The 16,689-nt window shown below is 47.4% G+C and carries 16 protein-coding genes; 9 read left to right on the forward strand and 7 right to left on the reverse strand.

Annotated elements, in window-relative coordinates:
• Positions 1–60 precede the first annotated feature (60 nt).
• Complete coding sequence (locus DXA13_RS15945) at positions 61–735, forward strand: response regulator transcription factor (protein WP_118245901.1); 675 nt, start codon at positions 61–63, stop codon at positions 733–735.
• On the forward strand, positions 732–1,760 hold the full coding sequence (locus tag DXA13_RS15950; RefSeq protein WP_118245903.1) for a HAMP domain-containing sensor histidine kinase: 1,029 nt from the start codon (positions 732–734) through the stop codon (positions 1,758–1,760). The genes DXA13_RS15945 and DXA13_RS15950 overlap by 4 nt, the downstream gene beginning before the upstream one ends.
• Before the next feature lie 210 nt (positions 1,761–1,970).
• Here the strand turns inward: DXA13_RS15950 and DXA13_RS15955 are convergent, their stop codons facing one another.
• Positions 1,971–3,194, reverse strand: a complete 1,224-nt coding sequence (locus tag DXA13_RS15955; RefSeq protein WP_118245905.1) for an alanine--glyoxylate aminotransferase family protein — start codon at positions 3,192–3,194, stop codon at positions 1,971–1,973.
• Positions 3,195–3,518: 324 nt separating this feature from the next.
• Between DXA13_RS15955 and DXA13_RS15960 the strand changes: the two genes are divergently transcribed.
• The 3 genes from DXA13_RS15960 to DXA13_RS15970 all read left to right on the forward strand — a co-directional run bounded on the left by DXA13_RS15960 (position 3,519) and on the right by DXA13_RS15970 (position 5,897).
• Positions 3,519–4,691: a hypothetical protein gene (locus DXA13_RS15960; protein WP_118245907.1), complete on the forward strand. Its 1,173-nt coding sequence runs from the start codon at positions 3,519–3,521 to the stop codon at positions 4,689–4,691.
• A gap of 157 nt (positions 4,692–4,848) precedes the next feature.
• Positions 4,849–5,409 (forward strand): hypothetical protein, encoded by a 561-nt coding sequence (locus DXA13_RS15965; protein ID WP_118245909.1) that lies wholly within the window; start codon positions 4,849–4,851, stop codon positions 5,407–5,409.
• Between the two features lie 38 nt (positions 5,410–5,447).
• A complete protein-coding gene (locus DXA13_RS15970; RefSeq protein WP_118245911.1) occupies positions 5,448–5,897 on the forward strand; it encodes a hypothetical protein in 450 nt (149 codons plus the stop codon).
• Between the two features lies 1 nt (position 5,898).
• Here the strand turns inward: DXA13_RS15970 and DXA13_RS15975 are convergent, their stop codons facing one another.
• Complete coding sequence (locus DXA13_RS15975) at positions 5,899–6,774, reverse strand: LysR family transcriptional regulator (protein ID WP_118245913.1); 876 nt, start codon at positions 6,772–6,774, stop codon at positions 5,899–5,901.
• Between the two features lie 161 nt (positions 6,775–6,935).
• On the opposite strand from DXA13_RS15975, the gene DXA13_RS15980 reads away from it, so the two are divergent.
• From DXA13_RS15980 to DXA13_RS15995, 4 genes are all read left to right on the forward strand, one after another.
• Complete coding sequence (locus tag DXA13_RS15980) at positions 6,936–7,382, forward strand: MarR family transcriptional regulator (RefSeq protein WP_118245915.1); 447 nt, start codon at positions 6,936–6,938, stop codon at positions 7,380–7,382.
• Between the two features lie 56 nt (positions 7,383–7,438).
• On the forward strand, positions 7,439–9,217 hold the full coding sequence (locus DXA13_RS15985; protein ID WP_118245917.1) for an ABC transporter ATP-binding protein: 1,779 nt from the start codon (positions 7,439–7,441) through the stop codon (positions 9,215–9,217).
• A 103-nt stretch (positions 9,218–9,320) separates the two neighbouring features.
• Complete coding sequence (locus tag DXA13_RS15990; protein ID WP_243009182.1) at positions 9,321–11,141, forward strand: ABC transporter ATP-binding protein; 1,821 nt, start codon at positions 9,321–9,323, stop codon at positions 11,139–11,141.
• 163 nt (positions 11,142–11,304) lie between these two features.
• Entirely contained in the window at positions 11,305–11,580 is a 276-nt protein-coding gene (locus tag DXA13_RS15995) for a GNAT family N-acetyltransferase (RefSeq protein WP_118245920.1), read from the forward strand.
• Between the two features lie 35 nt (positions 11,581–11,615).
• Here DXA13_RS15995 and DXA13_RS16000 read toward each other — a convergent pair whose 3' ends face one another.
• From DXA13_RS16000 to DXA13_RS16020, 5 genes are all read right to left on the reverse strand, one after another.
• Complete coding sequence (locus tag DXA13_RS16000) at positions 11,616–12,308, reverse strand: 2-phosphosulfolactate phosphatase (RefSeq protein ID WP_118245922.1); 693 nt, start codon at positions 12,306–12,308, stop codon at positions 11,616–11,618.
• A gap of 120 nt (positions 12,309–12,428) precedes the next feature.
• Positions 12,429–13,517 (reverse strand): zinc-binding dehydrogenase, encoded by a 1,089-nt coding sequence (locus DXA13_RS16005; RefSeq protein ID WP_118245924.1) that lies wholly within the window; start codon positions 13,515–13,517, stop codon positions 12,429–12,431.
• Positions 13,510–14,739: a Tm-1-like ATP-binding domain-containing protein gene (locus tag DXA13_RS16010; protein WP_118245926.1), complete on the reverse strand. Its 1,230-nt coding sequence runs from the start codon at positions 14,737–14,739 to the stop codon at positions 13,510–13,512. The genes DXA13_RS16005 and DXA13_RS16010 overlap by 8 nt, the downstream gene beginning before the upstream one ends.
• A 144-nt stretch (positions 14,740–14,883) precedes the next feature.
• Entirely contained in the window at positions 14,884–15,486 is a 603-nt protein-coding gene (locus tag DXA13_RS16015; protein ID WP_118245928.1) for a class II aldolase/adducin family protein, read from the reverse strand.
• A 140-nt stretch (positions 15,487–15,626) separates the two neighbouring features.
• A complete protein-coding gene (locus DXA13_RS16020) occupies positions 15,627–16,490 on the reverse strand; it encodes a creatininase family protein (protein ID WP_118245930.1) in 864 nt (287 codons plus the stop codon).
• Positions 16,491–16,689: the final 199 nt, after the last annotated feature.

Below are 16,689 nucleotides of genomic sequence, written 5' to 3' on the forward strand. Positions count from 1 at the left end.
ATCATGCAGGGCACGCTGTCCATAGCGAAACGTTTTTTATATCATCAAACGGAGGATGTTATGTTTCATATATTAGTTGTAGAAGATGACAAGAATACAAGAGAGCTTATGAAAGCAATTTTAAAGGCGAATGGTTATCTGCCATTCCTGGCCGCTAACGGAATGGAAGCCCTGTCTGTAATCGACAGCAATCACATTGACCTGATCTTGACCGATATCATGATGCCGGTCATGGACGGATATGAATTGACAAAGCGGCTGAGGGAAAATAATTTTGAAGTCCCTATCCTCATGATTACTGCCAGGCAGCTGCCGGAAGATAAACACCGCGGTTTCATAGTCGGCACCGACGACTATATCACAAAGCCAATCGATGAAGAGGAAATGCTGCTGCGGATCAAGGCTCTGTTGCGCCGTGCAAAAATCGTTTGCGACCATCAGATTTCCATCGGTTCCGTCGTGCTGGACTATGATTCCCTTACAGTCAGGCGGGACGACAGCTTCGTTACTCTCCCGCCGCGGGAATTTTACCTGATGTACAAGCTGCTGTCATGTCCCGGAAAGATTTTCACGCGCGTTCAGCTGATGGATGAAATCTGGGGAATGGATTCCGAATCTACGGACAATACGGTGGACGTCCATATTCACCGTCTGCGCAAAAAATTCGGTGACTATCCGGATTTTTCCATAGAAACAGTCCGCGGGCTCGGCTACAGGGCGGTGAAAAACGTATGAATTTAAATGTCATTCTGCCAATTGTTATTTTTATCATCCTGTTTCTCGTTCAGGTAATTATGTCTTTTATCATGTTTCTCATTTTCAGTTTTGCCACAGGAACTCCGGTCAATTTTCACTTTATGATCCCGCCGATTCCGCTTCTGCTGGCCGTCAGCCTTTTAGCCGGCCTGCTCCTGACCGCCCTGTTGAATCAGATTATATTAAAACCTATGACCACCCTTGTATCAGCCATCAACGAACTGGCCAAGGGTAATTTCCATGTGAGAATTCATATGGATACGGTAGAAGAGCTGACCAAAATATCAGAAAGCTTTAACCGGATGTCCGAAGAGCTGGAGAATACGGAAATTCTGCGCACAGACTTTATCAATAACTTTTCCCATGAATTCAAAACGCCCCTGGCCTCTTTGAAAGGCTTTGCCAAACTGCTGAAAAATCCTGATCTGACTCTTGAAGAACGCAACGAATATCTCGATATTATCATTCAGGAAACGGGACGCCTTTCGACTCTGTCGAAAAACATACTGGATCTTTCCAAGGTGGAAAAAATGTGTATTATCACAGAAAAGCTGCCCTATAACCTGGCGGAACAGATTCGGCGCTGCATACTGCTTCTGGAACCAAAGTGGTCTGCCAAATCCCTGAATCTGGATATCGACTTAGAGGAAATAACATTCAACGGCAATCAGGGGCTTTTAAATCAGGTATGGATGAATCTGATCGACAATGCCATAAAATTCTCTCCAAACGGCTCTGATATCCGAATTTCCCTTTCCCATCAGGAACGGAACCTGATCTTTGAGATTGAAGATCACGGATGCGGTATCTCTGAAGAAGCCATTCCCCATATCTTCGATAAATTTTATCAGGGTGATACCTCACACACTACGGAGGGAAACGGGATCGGTCTTGCAGTAGTCAGCCGGATTATAACGCTCTGCGGCGGAGATATCCGTGTAATAAGCAATTCAGGAGCGGGAACTCTGATGTCCGTATCCCTTCCATGGCGGGATTCCAGATAAGCGCCCAAGCCCATAGACCAGACTCCGTTCCAGGCAGTGGCCAAGTCACTCCATCTGGTCCATGGGGCGTCTCGGGTTTTGTTTTTCAGGACTTTCCGAACACAAAAAACAGAGGAGCTTCCTCCTTGATCCGCTCTATGGCGGATTTAAGGGAAGCTCCTCTGCTTTTCGTATTGACTGATCTTTCATTCTTGTAAATCCATATAAAAATTATGCGTTTTTGTATACTTCCAATGCTGCTGCCACACCGTCTCCTGCCGGAACCTTTACGCCGTTCTGACGCAGAACTGCTTCTAAAGCTCCCAGTGTAAACAGGATGTTTCTCTTCTGGCTGGAATAGCCCATATTGCCGATTCTCCAGATTCTTCCGTCCAGCGGACCGAATGAAGTTGCAATTTCAATTCCGAAATATTCCAGAAGCTCTGAACGGATTTTCGTCCCGTTTACCCCCTGCGGAATCTCAATCGCCGTTACGACAGGCATCTTATGAGCGACATCTCCGAAAATTGTCAGTCCCATGGCATTCAGACCTGCCGTCAGCGCCTTGTCATTTAAGGTATGGCGGGCGAAACGGTTCTCCAGCCCTTCTGCCATAATGCACCTGAGCGCCTCGTGAACTGCATACTGCATGCTGGTCGCCTCCGTGTGATGGTTTAAGTGGCGAGGGCCCCAGTAGTCCTGAAGCTGTGCGAGATCCAGATAGTTGCTGGGGATGTGAGGCATCGTCGTATCTACGTCTTCCGCCGTACGAATCCCGCTCTCTACTTTCTTTCTGGACAGGATAATCTTTTCTATTTCTTCATTATAAGTAATAAGTGCAGAACCGGATGGAGCGGAAATACATTTCTGTGTACCGGAAATACATGCATCGATTCCCCATTCGTCAACTTTTACCTGTGCGCCTCCAAGAGTAGCAACGGCATCTACAAGCAGCAGTGCTCCGTATTGCCTGCACAGCTTTCCAATCTCTTCCAGCGGCTGCATCATAGAAGTGGAAGTTTCACCATGAATGACGGCAACAGCCTTATAACTCTTCTTCTTTAATTCCGCTTCAATCTCCTCCGGGTCAAAAACATAGCCCCATTCTTTCTCCAGAAGGGTAATTTCTGCGCCGCAGCGCTCCAGAATCTCTTTCAGAAGATAACCAAAACGTCCAAATGCAGGAATTAACACCTTGTCGCCAGGACAAATTGCACCGGTCAGTACAGTTTCAAGTCCTCCGCGGGAGGTTGTATCTACGGTGTATGTCTGATCATTTTTTGTCTGAAATACCTGGCGGGCCATTTCCATCGTCTCTGACATCAGGCCTAAGAATTCAGGATCAAACTGTCCGAGAATCGGTGCGCTCATGGCACGAAGGACACGTGGATCTGCATCTACAGGACCGGGACACATCAATGTACGAGGAGATGGGTTAATTTCTTTAAAGTTCATAGTTTCCTTCCTTTCCTTGCTACACAAACTACTTCTCCATTACTTCTTTTTAACAGTTCAGGGCTGCGGGAACCTCCGTATTTTTGTATTCTACTGGGTCATCCAAGAAGATACTCCGGCCTGAACAATTATTATTCTTTTAAGATTCTTACCTATTATACTTACTTCATCCCCATTCTTCAACAACTTTTTTCATAAAGAGTGAAAAATTTCCCGCCTCTTCCATAAGTCATCAGGAATCTCCTCTGTTTGTCCGAATATAATTGACAGTCAATTATGCCAATGTTATGATAATTTTAGGTAAATATTAAGGGAGGTTTTACGATGAAATTACTGAAAAAAGCGGCTGCTCTTCTTTTGACCGCTGCACTGCTTCTTGGCACCGGTTGTATTTCAGCACTTGCCAAAACGGAAACACGGGGAAAAATCACGTCCGTAACCCTCCATATCGCTGCCGAACTTGGTGATGAAAGCGACTTCAGCGATATGCGTCTCAATCTTACTGCTGGTTCAGGGAACTATTCCATTGACGGATATGAGGTGCTGAATGAAACGAGCAGCTCTTCCTACCCTCTTGTACAGGTTACCCTGGAGGCGGAGAACGGGTGGTATTTTGACGTCTCTACCCGCGACATCCATCTGGAAGGAGAAGAAGCAGACTGCACTTCCAAAAGTACGAAAAATGACGCTGAAACCCTGATTATCAAAATAAAACTGACGGACATGACATCGGATCTGCCCCCCGTCTCTTTTGCAGATCTCGATTCCGACGGAGAAGGCAGCTGGACTTCCGTGCCTGGCGCCAGAAAATATGAGCTGCGCCTCTACCGTGGAAACACCCTCATCGGCTCCACCAAAACTACATCGGATACTCATTACGATTTCAGCGGCATGATTACCCGTAAAGGAGACTATTTTTTTAAAGTCCGCGCCGTGGGTGCCAAATCCAGCGATAAGAGCGACTGGACAGAATCCGACGGTTATTACTACGACGAATCGCTGAGTGATAATTATCATGACAGCGACTGGTGGTATGACGATGATTACTATTACGGAAACGGACCTGGAAGCGGTCCATCCGGTCCCGGCAATTCCTATTATTATAATAATAATACGAACAGCGGTCCCGGCGCAGGACCATCCGGAACCTCTTCCGGCAGCCAGGGCGCATGGTGCCAGAACCGATACGGCTGGTGGTACCGCTATACTAACGGTTCTTACCCGGCCAATGCATGGCTATATGTGGACAACAACTGGTTCCATTTTGACGGCAACGGCTATATGCAGACAGGATGGCTGAATGATGGCGGCCGCTGGTATTATCTGAATCCCAACAGTGACGGTACGAAGGGAAAAATGATAACAGGATGGTATGGAATTAACGGCAAATCCTATTACTTCAATCCAACTTCCGACGGAACGAGGGGCGCGCTCATTACAAACACGGTAATCGACGGCAAGTACAGAGTTGGCTCCGACGGAGCATGGATTCCCTGATTCTTACTTTTTTTATAAATTCAAACAGAAAACCGTAAGATTTTGTTATATTCTTTTAATTGATTGTCTTCTTAATTAATGATACGATATAGACAGGAAATTCAATTGGTTAACGTATAAAATTTTAAATTTCAAACAAATAACAGGAGGGTTGATTATGAAATTATTAAAAAAGGGATTTGCTATGGCAATAGCTGCAGCTATGCTTCTGTCGTCAACGATGACTGCATTTGCTGCCGAAGAACGAACGAAGATCACATCCGTCAAACTGACGATTACCGCTGATCTGGAGGATTCTTCCGATTTCGACGATATGACGCTGGATGTCACATCGGATGGCGGCAATTATTATGTAGACGACTACAAAGTAACAAGTACTTCCTCATCCACTTATCCTACCATCCAGGTAACGCTCAATGCCGATGACGGCTATTATTTCGACGTTTCCTCCAGCGATATCAAGTTAAGCGGTGACAAGGCCAGCTTATCTTCCAAGAGCACGAAGAGCAAGTCTGAGATTCTTACTCTGAAAATCAAGCTTACCGATATTACGGCTGATTTGGACGAAGTAGCTACGCAGAACTCAGTTCCGACGGAATCGCCACATGGGAAGGCGTCGGCGGCGCACAGAAATACGAACTGCGCCTCTACAGAGGCAGCGGCAGCGTTGGTTCCCTCGTATCGACCACAGATACGGAATATAACTTCCGCTCACTGATTTCCCGTTCCGGCGACTACTATTTCAAGGTTCGCGCTGTGGGAATCAAATCAAAAGACAAAACGGACTGGACGGAATCCGATGAACAGTATTTTGAATATGCTCTGGGCAATGGAAGCAGCAACAGCAATTCCAATTCCGGCACTCCCGGAACCGCAGGATGGAAAAGCAACAGCACCGGATGGTGGTATCAGAATGCAGATGGCTCCTATCCAGCTAACGCATGGCTTTTCGTAGACAACAACTGGTTCCACTTCGACGGCAACGGCTACATGCAGACAGGATGGATTACAGACGGCGGCAACCGCTTCTATCTGAATCCAAACAGCGACGGCACAAAGGGCAGAATGGTAACAGGCTGGTGGATCATCAATGGTAAGTATTATTACTTTAATCCTGTTTCCAACGGATCGAGAGGCGCTCTCGTCACCAATACCATTATTGACGGCGTATACCGCGTAGGCGCTGACGGAGCATGGATTCAGTAAATCAGAATTCCTTTTTCATGATTTCGATAAAGGTTTTCAAAGCAGGATGTGTCTTAATTTTCTTATAATAAAGGCCAAAAGAAAGGACTGGAAGCCCTTTCACATGGATATAACATAGTCCCGGTTCCCGGACCGGGAGAATATCAGGCAGGATGGCGAAGCCCAATCCTGCCTTTATTAATGTAACTGCACATGTCGGAGTGTCGCAGAAATACATGTCCGACACAGGTCTTGTACCGATAATTGCTGCATTTGCGGATGAAAGTTCCGGAAAATTGCGATGCGGGTCACAAATAATCATCTTTCCTTTATTCAAATCCTCCTGGCAGAGTATATCTTTTTGGGCCAATGAATGTTCCGGAGTCATCACACATACAGCAGGCGCTTTCATGAGAGGCAGGAAAGTTCCTGCTTTTTTTCTGGTGCTCTCTTCATAAAATCCGAACATCACATGCAGGGATTCTTCCAGCAGCTGGCTTTGTAGAACCTGAGAGGGGAGCATCCGGATGACCGGATGAATCTGTGGCATGTCTTCCGTCAGTTTCTTCAGGGGGCCCGGCAGTATGGAATAAATAAACGAACCGGGGCAGCCGATATGAAAAGGAATCACCTGATCTTCCGGTTGATTTGACAAACGATTTTTGGCTGCGTGAGCCATCCCTACAATATTTTTTGCATCGTCTAAAAACAGGAAACCTGCTTCCGTAAGTTCTACAGACCGCGTTGTACGGCGGAACAATTTGGTATTCAGTTCACTTTCCAACGTCTGAATCTGATGAGACACCGCCGGCTGCGTCATGTGCAGCTGTTCCGCAGCACGGGCAAAATTCAGGTTCTCAGCGACCGTCAAAAAGCACTCCAGCTGCGCTATATTCATATATTTTCACCTCAAATCACAATATTATTAATAAAAGTTATTTATTAATAATATCATTTTTTAAATTCACTTTCAAGGCATTATCGGTTAAAACAGTTCTAGTGACAATCATTCACACGATAACAATTAATCAATTAACAATTCCACAAGGAGGTTTTCAAATGCCGGTGCTTAAAGATGACAACGTTCTCAGACTGCTTAAACAGCTGAATCTGGTTCTGGAAGGAACCATAAACCATATGTTCTCCAGCAGCGGGCTGACTGCCGCACAGTGCGATGTTCTGAGCTATCTGACCGCACACGAAAGCCCAAATCTAGTTGCTACGGCCGTACACAGGGACCTGCACATCTCAAGAGCCTCTGTTTCCACGCTGCTGAAACGACTGAAGGGAAAAGGATATCTGAATTTCCAGGCCTCGCCTGATGACGACAGGCAGAAACGGATTGTGCTCACGGAAAAAGCCCGGAGAATGAAATTGGAAATGGAGAGAAAGGCATTGATAATTGACGAAAAAATTTATGAAGGGTTCTCACAAGAGGAGCGGACGGCGCTGGAACACATGATCAGGCACATGATTTCAAATCTGGCATCCGATTACAGCAGCTGATCCACTATTACGGAGAAAATCCGGACAAAAAACTGTAAAAAAGAACGGAGGTTTGTATGGTATCAATCTTATTAAAACAGATCAGACAGTATAAAAAAGTTTCATTACTGACTCCGCTTTTCACTGCTTTGGAAGTGTTAATGGAAGTGCTGATTCCATTTGTAACAGCAAAAATTATAGACCAGGGTATTGAAGCGGGCAGTATTACCAACGTATACCAGTATGGAATTCTCATGCTGGTGCTAGCAGGGCTCAGTCTCCTCTCCGGCATTCTGGCAGGCATATTTGCAGCCCGGGCTTCTGCCGGCTTTGCCTGTAATCTGAGAGACGGAATGTATGAAAACATTCAGCGCTTCTCTTTTTCCAACATTGACAAGTACAGTACGGCCGGGCTTGTAACCCGTATGACGACCGATGTGACGAATGTACAGAATGCCTTTCAGATGACTCTCAGGATCGCTGTCAGGGCTCCTCTCATGCTGGTCTGCAGCATGTGTATGTGCGTCGTCATCAATGCCCGCCTGAGCCTGATCTTCTTCGCAGCGATCCTGCTGCTGGCTGCCATCCTTGGGCTCGTCATCCACCGGGCCACAAGGATCTTTGACGTCGTATTTCGAAAATATGACGATCTGAATGCCAGCGTTCAGGAAAACGTATCCGCGGTGCGCGTCGTAAAAGCGTTTGTCAGAGAATCATATGAAAATGAAAAATTTGAAAAAGCCGCTCAGAACCTATATCGCCTGTTCGTAAAGGCAGAACGTATTCTGGCATTCAACAATCCTGCAATGATGCTGGTTGTCTATGGATGCATCCTGGGCCTCTCCTGGTTCGGCGCCCGCTTCATCGTAGCAGGCAGTCTGACCACAGGGCAGCTGACCTCCATGTTCAGTTACGTGATGGGAATTATGATGTCCCTTATGATGCTGTCCATGATCTTTGTCATGCTGTCCATGAGCACTGCCAGCGGGCGCAGAATTGCCCAGGTTCTCTCCGAACAGCCGGATATGGAAAATCCGGGCCTTCCTGTAAAGGAGATTGCGGACGGAAGCATCGATTTTAACCACGTGTCTTTTCGTTATAAAAAGACACAGACGGAGGAAGAATCCGGAGAAAATACACTGTCCGGCATCGATCTTCACATCTCCTCTGGAGAAACCATAGGAATCATCGGCGGCACCGGCTGCGGGAAATCGAGTCTGGTCAATCTGATCAGCCGCCTGTATGACGTTACAGAAGGTTCTGTCTGCGTGGGCGGTCGGGATGTGAGGGAATACGATATGGATACGCTGAGAGACCAGGTAGCCGTTGTCCTGCAGAAAAATGTGCTGTTTTCCGGAACTATCCTGGACAATTTAAGATGGGGAAATGAACACGCTACCGAAGAAGAGTGCATGAATGCCTGTATTCAGGCGTGTGCGGATGAATTTATCAGCCGTTTTCCAAAAGGATATCACACGTACATCGAGCAGGGAGGCACGAATGTGTCCGGCGGACAGAAACAGCGCCTCTGCATCGCCCGCGCATTGCTGAAGCATCCGAAAATACTGATTCTGGACGATTCCACCAGCGCTGTAGATACGGCGACAGACGCAAAGATCAGAAAAGCCTTTACCGCCGCCATCCCGGGCACCACAAAACTGATTATTGCCCAGCGCATTTCGTCCGTACAGGATGCAGACCGCATTATCGTAATGGATGACGGTAAAATCAACGGTATCGGGACTCCGGAAGAACTGATGGAAAGCAACAGGATTTTCAAAGAGATTTACGATACTCAAATGAACGGCAGCGGTGATTTTGACCAGCCTGTCACTTCAGGAAAGGAAGGTGTTTAACATGCCTGTTCAGGAAATCATGAAAAAGGGTGAATCAGAGGGAACTAAACGGCACAACGTCCAAAAGATGCCGGTTCGTACACTCCTTCGTCTGTTTGGCTATATGATGAAATATTACAGAATCCGCTTCTGTCTCGTAGTTGCCTGTATTCTGGGTTCAGCTGCCTGTACGCTTCGCGGGGTCCTGTTTATGCAGACTCTGATCGATAATTACATCATGCCTTTGACAAAGTCGCAGGTCCCTGATTTTGGTCCCTTAAAGAAGACTTTGATGAGCATGGCCCTGATTTACGTCATCGGCATCCTCTGTGCTTATGCATATAACAGGCTAATGGTCAATATCAGCCAGGGAACCATGCGGAATTTAAGAATCGAACTGTTTACCCATATGGAATCGCTTCCGGTCAAATATTTCGATACCCATGCGCACGGCGACATCATGTCCGTGTATACAAATGATGTAGATACACTGCGCCAGCTGATGAGCCAGAGTGTTCCTCAGATGATCAGTTCGGCAGTAACGATCGTCATGACATTTTTCAGCATGGTCTTTCTGAATATCCCCCTCACGATAGTGACGATCATTCTGGTATGTGTAATGATTTTCGTATCCAAGCGGCTGAGCGGTCTGTCCGGACGATATTTTTCCAGACAGCAGCAGGACCTTGGCCGCGTCAACGGTTATATTGAAGAAATGATGGAAGGTCAGAAAGTGGTAAAAGTCTTCTGCCACGAAGCAAAAAGCCTGGAACAGTTCCACGTGATCAACGACTCCCTGCGTGAAAGCGCCGATCTGGCAAACCGTTTTGCCAATATCGTCATGCCTGTCAATTCCAATCTTGGAAATATCAGCTACGTTCTCTGTGCCGTCATCGGTGCTCTGCTGGCCTTAAACGGCTATGCAGGCCTGACGCTTGGAGTACTTGTTTCCTTTATGACGCTGAACAAGAACTTCACTCAGCCGATCACTCAGATCAGCCAGCAGTTAAACAGCATCGTCATGGCTGCGGCAGGAGCAGACCGGGTATTCCAGATGATGGACGAAGAATCGGAAACAGACGACGGATATGTAGAACTCGTCAACGCCTCGGAGGCTTCTGACGGAACAGTGACGGAAACGGATGCGCGGACGGGGATATGGGCATGGCGCCATCCCCATCAGGCGGAAAAAACCGTAACCTATACAAAGCTCAGGGGAGATGTGATTTTCGACGATGTGGACTTCGGCTATGACGACGGTAAAATCGTACTGCACAACATTGACATCTACGCGACCCCGGGACAGAAAATAGCATTTGTCGGAAGCACCGGAGCCGGAAAGACGACCATAACCAATCTGATCAACCGTTTTTATGATATACAGGATGGTAAAATCCGGTATGACGGCATCAATATCAATAAGATTAAAAAGGCGGATCTCCGGCGGTCTCTGGGAATCGTTCTGCAGGATACTCATCTCTTTACCGGTACGGTCATGGACAATATCCGCTATGGAAGGCTGGACGCCTCAGATGAAGAATGTATGGAAGCCGCCAGGCTGGCCAATGCCGACGGATTCATACGCCACCTTCCGGAAGGTTATCAGACCGTACTGACTGGAGACGGAAGCAATTTAAGTCAGGGACAAAGGCAGCTTTTAGCCATTGCCAGAGCCGCAGCCGCTGATCCCCCCGTATTGATTCTGGACGAAGCAACTTCTTCGATCGATACCAGAACAGAACGGCTGGTACAGAAGGGAATGGATCAGCTGATGAAAGGACGAACCACCTTTGTGATCGCCCACCGCCTCTCAACGATACAGAATTCAGACTGTATTATGGTATTGGAACAGGGACGAATTATTGAAAGAGGAAACCACGAACAGCTGCTGGATGAAAAAGGAGCGTATTACAGGCTCTACACCGGAAAATTCGAAACCGCTTGAGAAACGTGCATTCCCAGCTTATAATAGATATCGTATAAAAGTAACGCTTTCCCCGCCTCTTCCCGGAAAGCATGAATTGATCCAGGTAGAGGCGGTGTCAAAACAGAGACTGGCAATTAGAAACATATCGTTTGATATCAGTTGAAAGGAGGTACTGCCGCATATGAAATATATTCATACCGATAATCAGATCGCCGCATATGACGATAATCACAGACTTCTGGCCGAGGTCACCTTTCCCGATCTGGATGAAAATTCGGTCAATATCAATCACACGTTTGTGGATGACTCCCTGAGAGGTCAGGGAATCGCAGGACAGCTTATGAGGGAAACGGCTTCACAGCTCAGGAAACAGGGAAAAAAAGCAGTTCCCACCTGCTCCTACGCCGTCAAATGGTTTGGAAAATACCGCGACGAATATTCCGATATTCTCAAATGACCTCATCTTCTATTTTCAAGTAATCGTACATCCTCTTATATATCGATTTTTTTCATAAGACGGCAGCCATCTGCCGTCTTTTCCGCTTTCAGAACGAAGGAAAACCTGTCTGCGGCAGTACACAGGTCAAAATCCTGGATCGGGAACGCCTCCCGATATTCCGGATTAAAAAATTTAAGGCCCGGCACGTGGCGCAGCTGTTCCATTCCGCCTGCCAGGTCAAACATCTCTCCAAGAAGCAGACTCCTGATGTATTCCGCGCAGAGCGTATCCTCCGGCGACTGTCTCTTTCCCTCCAGCCCCATAGCCACAAGAGACACCTGATCTGGATTTCTCCTTCTGATATATTCGGCAATGGCTTTTGCGTTCACCAGGCTTCCTGCAACGACCTCTTCTGCATGTTCTGCACCTGCAATTCCCTGCGTTCCCGCACTCGTTCTGTGTACGACCGTCTTACCGGACAAGTCCGCCTGTGTAATATGATATGGGGAATTTCCGAAATCAAAGCCCTTGCAGCGGAATCCATGTTCCTCTCCTGCCAGTATCCACTCCGGATTCACTTCCTTCAGCTTCAGCGCCGTATCAATGGAAGACACCGTCATAATTCGCTCTGCCCCCCTGTCCACCATATAGCACTCCGTGGAAAATGCACGAAATACATCAATAATTACCGCAATTCCTTCTGCCCGTCTCGCTCCGTCTATCATCTGTAAAATCTCAATCTTCATATGAAACCTCCATACCAAATCTGTTTTTAAGTGTATTCAGTATACCATAATATCTAACAGTTCAGTACAGTCAGTTTGCAAAAAACAGAAGACAGCCGCATGTGCCCTGCCTTCTGTTTCCTATGGTACGATAATTACTTTCATCGCCCCGTCTTTTCTGTTTACAAATGTATCATATGCCAGATCAAATTTTTCCATCGGGAACACGTGGGTCATAATGGGCTTTGCCGTAATTTTCCCCTGAGCTAAAAGAGACAGTGCTCTTCTGCAGTTATTTCCGCCTTCCCCTCTCACTGTGTGGAACTGAATCCCGTTTCTAATAGCAAAGTTAAAATCTGCCGGGACAGCCTTTTTATAGAAAGAAACCATGGTCATGTTCTTCCCATGCATGGTCGCCCTCATACAGACATCAAAAGAATCCTCTGTTCCGGCGCAGTCGAATGTCCTCTCAAATCCCTTGCCATCCGTTATGTTCAGCAGGTCCTCCAGCAGATTCTCTGTCTCATGAATATTCAGGGTATGGGTGGCCCCCACCTGTTTTCCGATATCCAGCCTCTCTTTTCTCGTACCGGCGAGTACGATCTTTTCGGCCCCAAGAGCCCGGCATGCCTGAACGACCGACAGGCCAATCGGCCCCGGACCCATGATCAGGCAGGAATCGCCTGCGATATATCCGCCGCTGGTATCGACAGCCCAAAGGGCGCATCCCATGGTGGTGGCATATGTGGCTTCCTTCAAATCCACATTGTCAGGGAGCTTATACACTGCGTTTATGTGATGAACGGCATACTCTGCAAATCCGCCGTCACATGTCATCCCTGTGGTCCTGTGCCCTTTTTTCATATTTCCATAGTTTAAACAGGCCGTATAATTTCCTTCCAGACAGCTGGAACAGCGTCCGCAGCCTTTATGGGCCTGTACGGCAACTCTGTCGCCAACAGAAAATTCATCAACGCCTTCTCCCAGCGCTGCGATCGTACCGGTCCATTCATGGCCGGGAGTGAATTCTCCGAACGGCGGCATGCCGGGCATAGCAGCCTCTCCCTTTGTTATCATTTTCACATCCGTACCGCACAGACCGCATGCTGCAACCTTTACCAGCACTTCTCCATACCCAGGCTGCGGGACAGGCTTGTCATATGTAAGTCTGATGTCGTTCACCCCGTACAAAACCATCGCCTTCATTTTCTTAGGAAGCTCATCATTCATCCTGTTTTTCCTCCTGCATAAAGTCAGCCAGCAGCCCGGCGGCCTGAACTGCAAATTTCTCCTCATTGATATTGGCATCGGCCTTTATGACCGTGATTTCCTGTTTTAAATGTGTCTCCAATACAGATATCCACCGCCTGTCCGCTTCCGGATCATTGAGTATACCACCCGTACTGCCGATTGCGGAAAATCCATTCATCGGTATCATGACGGCCGTCTTTCCTCTTGACTTGTTCAGTTTTTCCGCTGTCACCTGTGCCGTCTTTTCCATTTCTGCGGCAGTCGCCCTGACGTTTGTATTATAAGGATTGTGATAGTGCGTCTTCCTCCCCCGGTATTTCTCCGGAATGGAATCCGGAGCACCGAAACAGAAATAATCTACTGCTCCCGGGCATATTACCTGGGGAATTCCTTTTTTTCCGGCCTCTACAAGGCGGGGTCTGAGAGGCGTGTAGATGTCATCTCCCCAAGTTTCTCCAATGAGTTCGTGAATTGTCATGTCCAGTACGCCTTTTATATATCCCTGTTCAATCAGATATTCCATAGCCGATCCGCCTGCTCCCGACGCGTGAAATGCCACGACTTCGTATCCCTTTGTCTCCAGATATCTCCTGGCTGCCGCAACCCCGGACTCCGTATTTCCAAAGGCTGTGACAGCGACCACTGACTTGCCGTGCATATCAAAGGGAATCCCTTCCTTTGCCATTCCTGCAACAGCTGCAGCTCCGTTGGACAGCAGCGTTCTGCCTATGGAATTCATTCCTCCGACAAAATCAAATACGGAGAACATCATCATAATGTCTTTGTATCCCACATAAGGCCGTATATTTCCGGAAGCGACAGTGGAAATAATCAGCTTCGGCAGTCCGATCGGCAGGGCCTCCATGGCAAATGCGGCAATGGAACTCCCCTGATTGCCGCCGATCGAGATCACTCCCGCCAGGCTTCCGGCTTCCAGCATCTTAAGAAGGATTCTGGAAGCGCCTTTTCCCATGGTCCTCATAATATCATCTCTGCGCATGGAGGCCAGTTCCTCCATGCCGACTCCCGCATATCTGCAAACGATGTGATTTGGATACCGTGCACAGGCCAGTTTGGAATTTCTCGTACCGACGTCGATCACAGGAGCTTCAAACCCATATTTCACGATTAAGCTGTTCAAAAAAACGGCTTCCGGGCCTTTGGTATCCATTGTAACTACAATAGGAATTGATTTTCTCATTTTAAACTCCTCTTCTCATGACAATCAGAAAATGAACCAAGCAATTTCAGCCTCCCCGGATCATCGCCCTTTGACCGCCTAAGCGCTTCCAGGAAATGCTCGCGCCCTTTCGTCGCCTTTTTCCTTAAATAAAAACAGCCTCCGCTACATGCCCATAGTATCCATATAGTACAATGTTCTGGCATTATCCTCCAACACATCTCCCATGTAAAACGCAGCAGCTGTATTTTTTCCTGTCGTAATAAATCCGTGCTGTTTCAGAATGCATGCATTCATCTCTGGATCGTCTGCAAATGTACGGATTACCATCTGTGCCAGTTCCTGTGAACCTGCCGGTGCAAAATCTACGATCCCAACCCGTTTGATCAGGGCCTGGGCGGCGGCCGTCACGGCCGGCAGTTTTTCTTTTTTCGTTCCATAAGCAGTTGCATAAGCAGAGTGCCCATGAAGGACGGACTGCACCTCCTGCCTGATTCTGTAGATACCACAGTGAAAATGTACTTCTTTCGAGGGCTTTTTATCCATTTCCAGAAGATTTCCATCCAGATCCACGAGGACGAAATCCTCTGCCTCAGCCATTCCGAAACACACTCCGGAAGCCTTTATCAGCACCATGTTTGGACACCCAGGCACCCTTGCGCTGAAATTGCCGCTTACTCCTGAGCTCAACCCTCTGGAATATGCCAGGCGGCTCATCTTCGCCAGCTGTTCCCTGGCCTGTTGAATCTGTACTGCATTTGTTGTCATCCTCTCACCTCCGAGTTCAGACAATCAGATTTATGATTATTCCGTTGTTTTAATGCGTCCTTCCGGCCTGCTAATGATCGTTGGTGTATAAATGGCTGTTTACTCATTGTGGCCGGAAGGACTATGATTAGAATCAGGGATTAGGCTCTTTCAGGGAATGTACGGTCTTCGTTTTTTACCTTGAACGGGAATTTCTTTACTTCTTCAATAAAAGCTGCCAGATGCTCGGCCTCCCTCTCAAAGAGTGCCTGCCCCTTTTCCGGCGTTCCGCGGAACGGATTTCCGATAGTCGCATGATCGCTGTACTCATGATGTTCCATCGGAACGTAAATATTCTCTGAACCGTGAAACTTCACAGTTGTCGTTCCATCGATCTTGGAGAATTCCGGTCCCATCCATGCCGGTGCATGTGCCGTATCTTTTACCGCCAGACTCATGTCTACCATATCCATGTCATGAGCCATTACCTGTGCCGTCTCCATCTCTCCAGCGTGCCAGCCCGGCGTCTCCTCCGGCGGCCCCTCCAGGATTCCCTTCACCACTTCACATTCTCTTTCCGTAGGCGTCTTGTAAAAACAGACGAACGCTCCGTATTTGTAGCGGATCTGACGCATGAATTCGTCGATCGGCTTGGTGTTGGAGCCATGATGGGTAACAAATACGATTTTGTTCGCTCCATGGTAAATCAGGCTCAGAGCGATGTCCTTAAGGACGGCTCTGTATGTATTCGCAGAAAGGGTGATCGTTCCGCAGCCCTCGTTGCATTTTCCCATGTGATGTGGAGAATATCCAAACGGTTCCAGTGGAGTATACGGCACATCGGCCAGCTTGGAAGCCCGCTCGGTTACATTGATTGTCGTGTAGCTGTCCGTTCCCAATACCAGATGAGCACCGTGCTTTTCGCAGCTTCCGATCGGTACGATTACCGTATCTGTCTTTTTGAACCACTCAATCGCATCCACATAACTGCATTCCAGTAAATTGTACCTTTTTGATCTTGCCATGTTTTTACCTCCATGATTGAATTGTGATGGTCTACGCTGTTCTCCATAGTTCTACCTATAGAAAACATTTTCTGAAAACGTTTTCTAAATTTAAAATATCATACTCGTATTCCTTTGTCAATATCCTTTTAAAAATAATTGCAAGCGCTTTAACACTTTCCAAAAACAAATTCTTTCCCGGAAAGGAAAAAAGTGTTCT

Origin of the sequence: Clostridium sp. AM58-1XD, from assembly GCF_003464085.1 — a bacterium.
In the GTDB taxonomy this organism is placed as follows: Bacteria; Bacillota; Clostridia; order Lachnospirales; family Lachnospiraceae; genus Lachnoclostridium_A.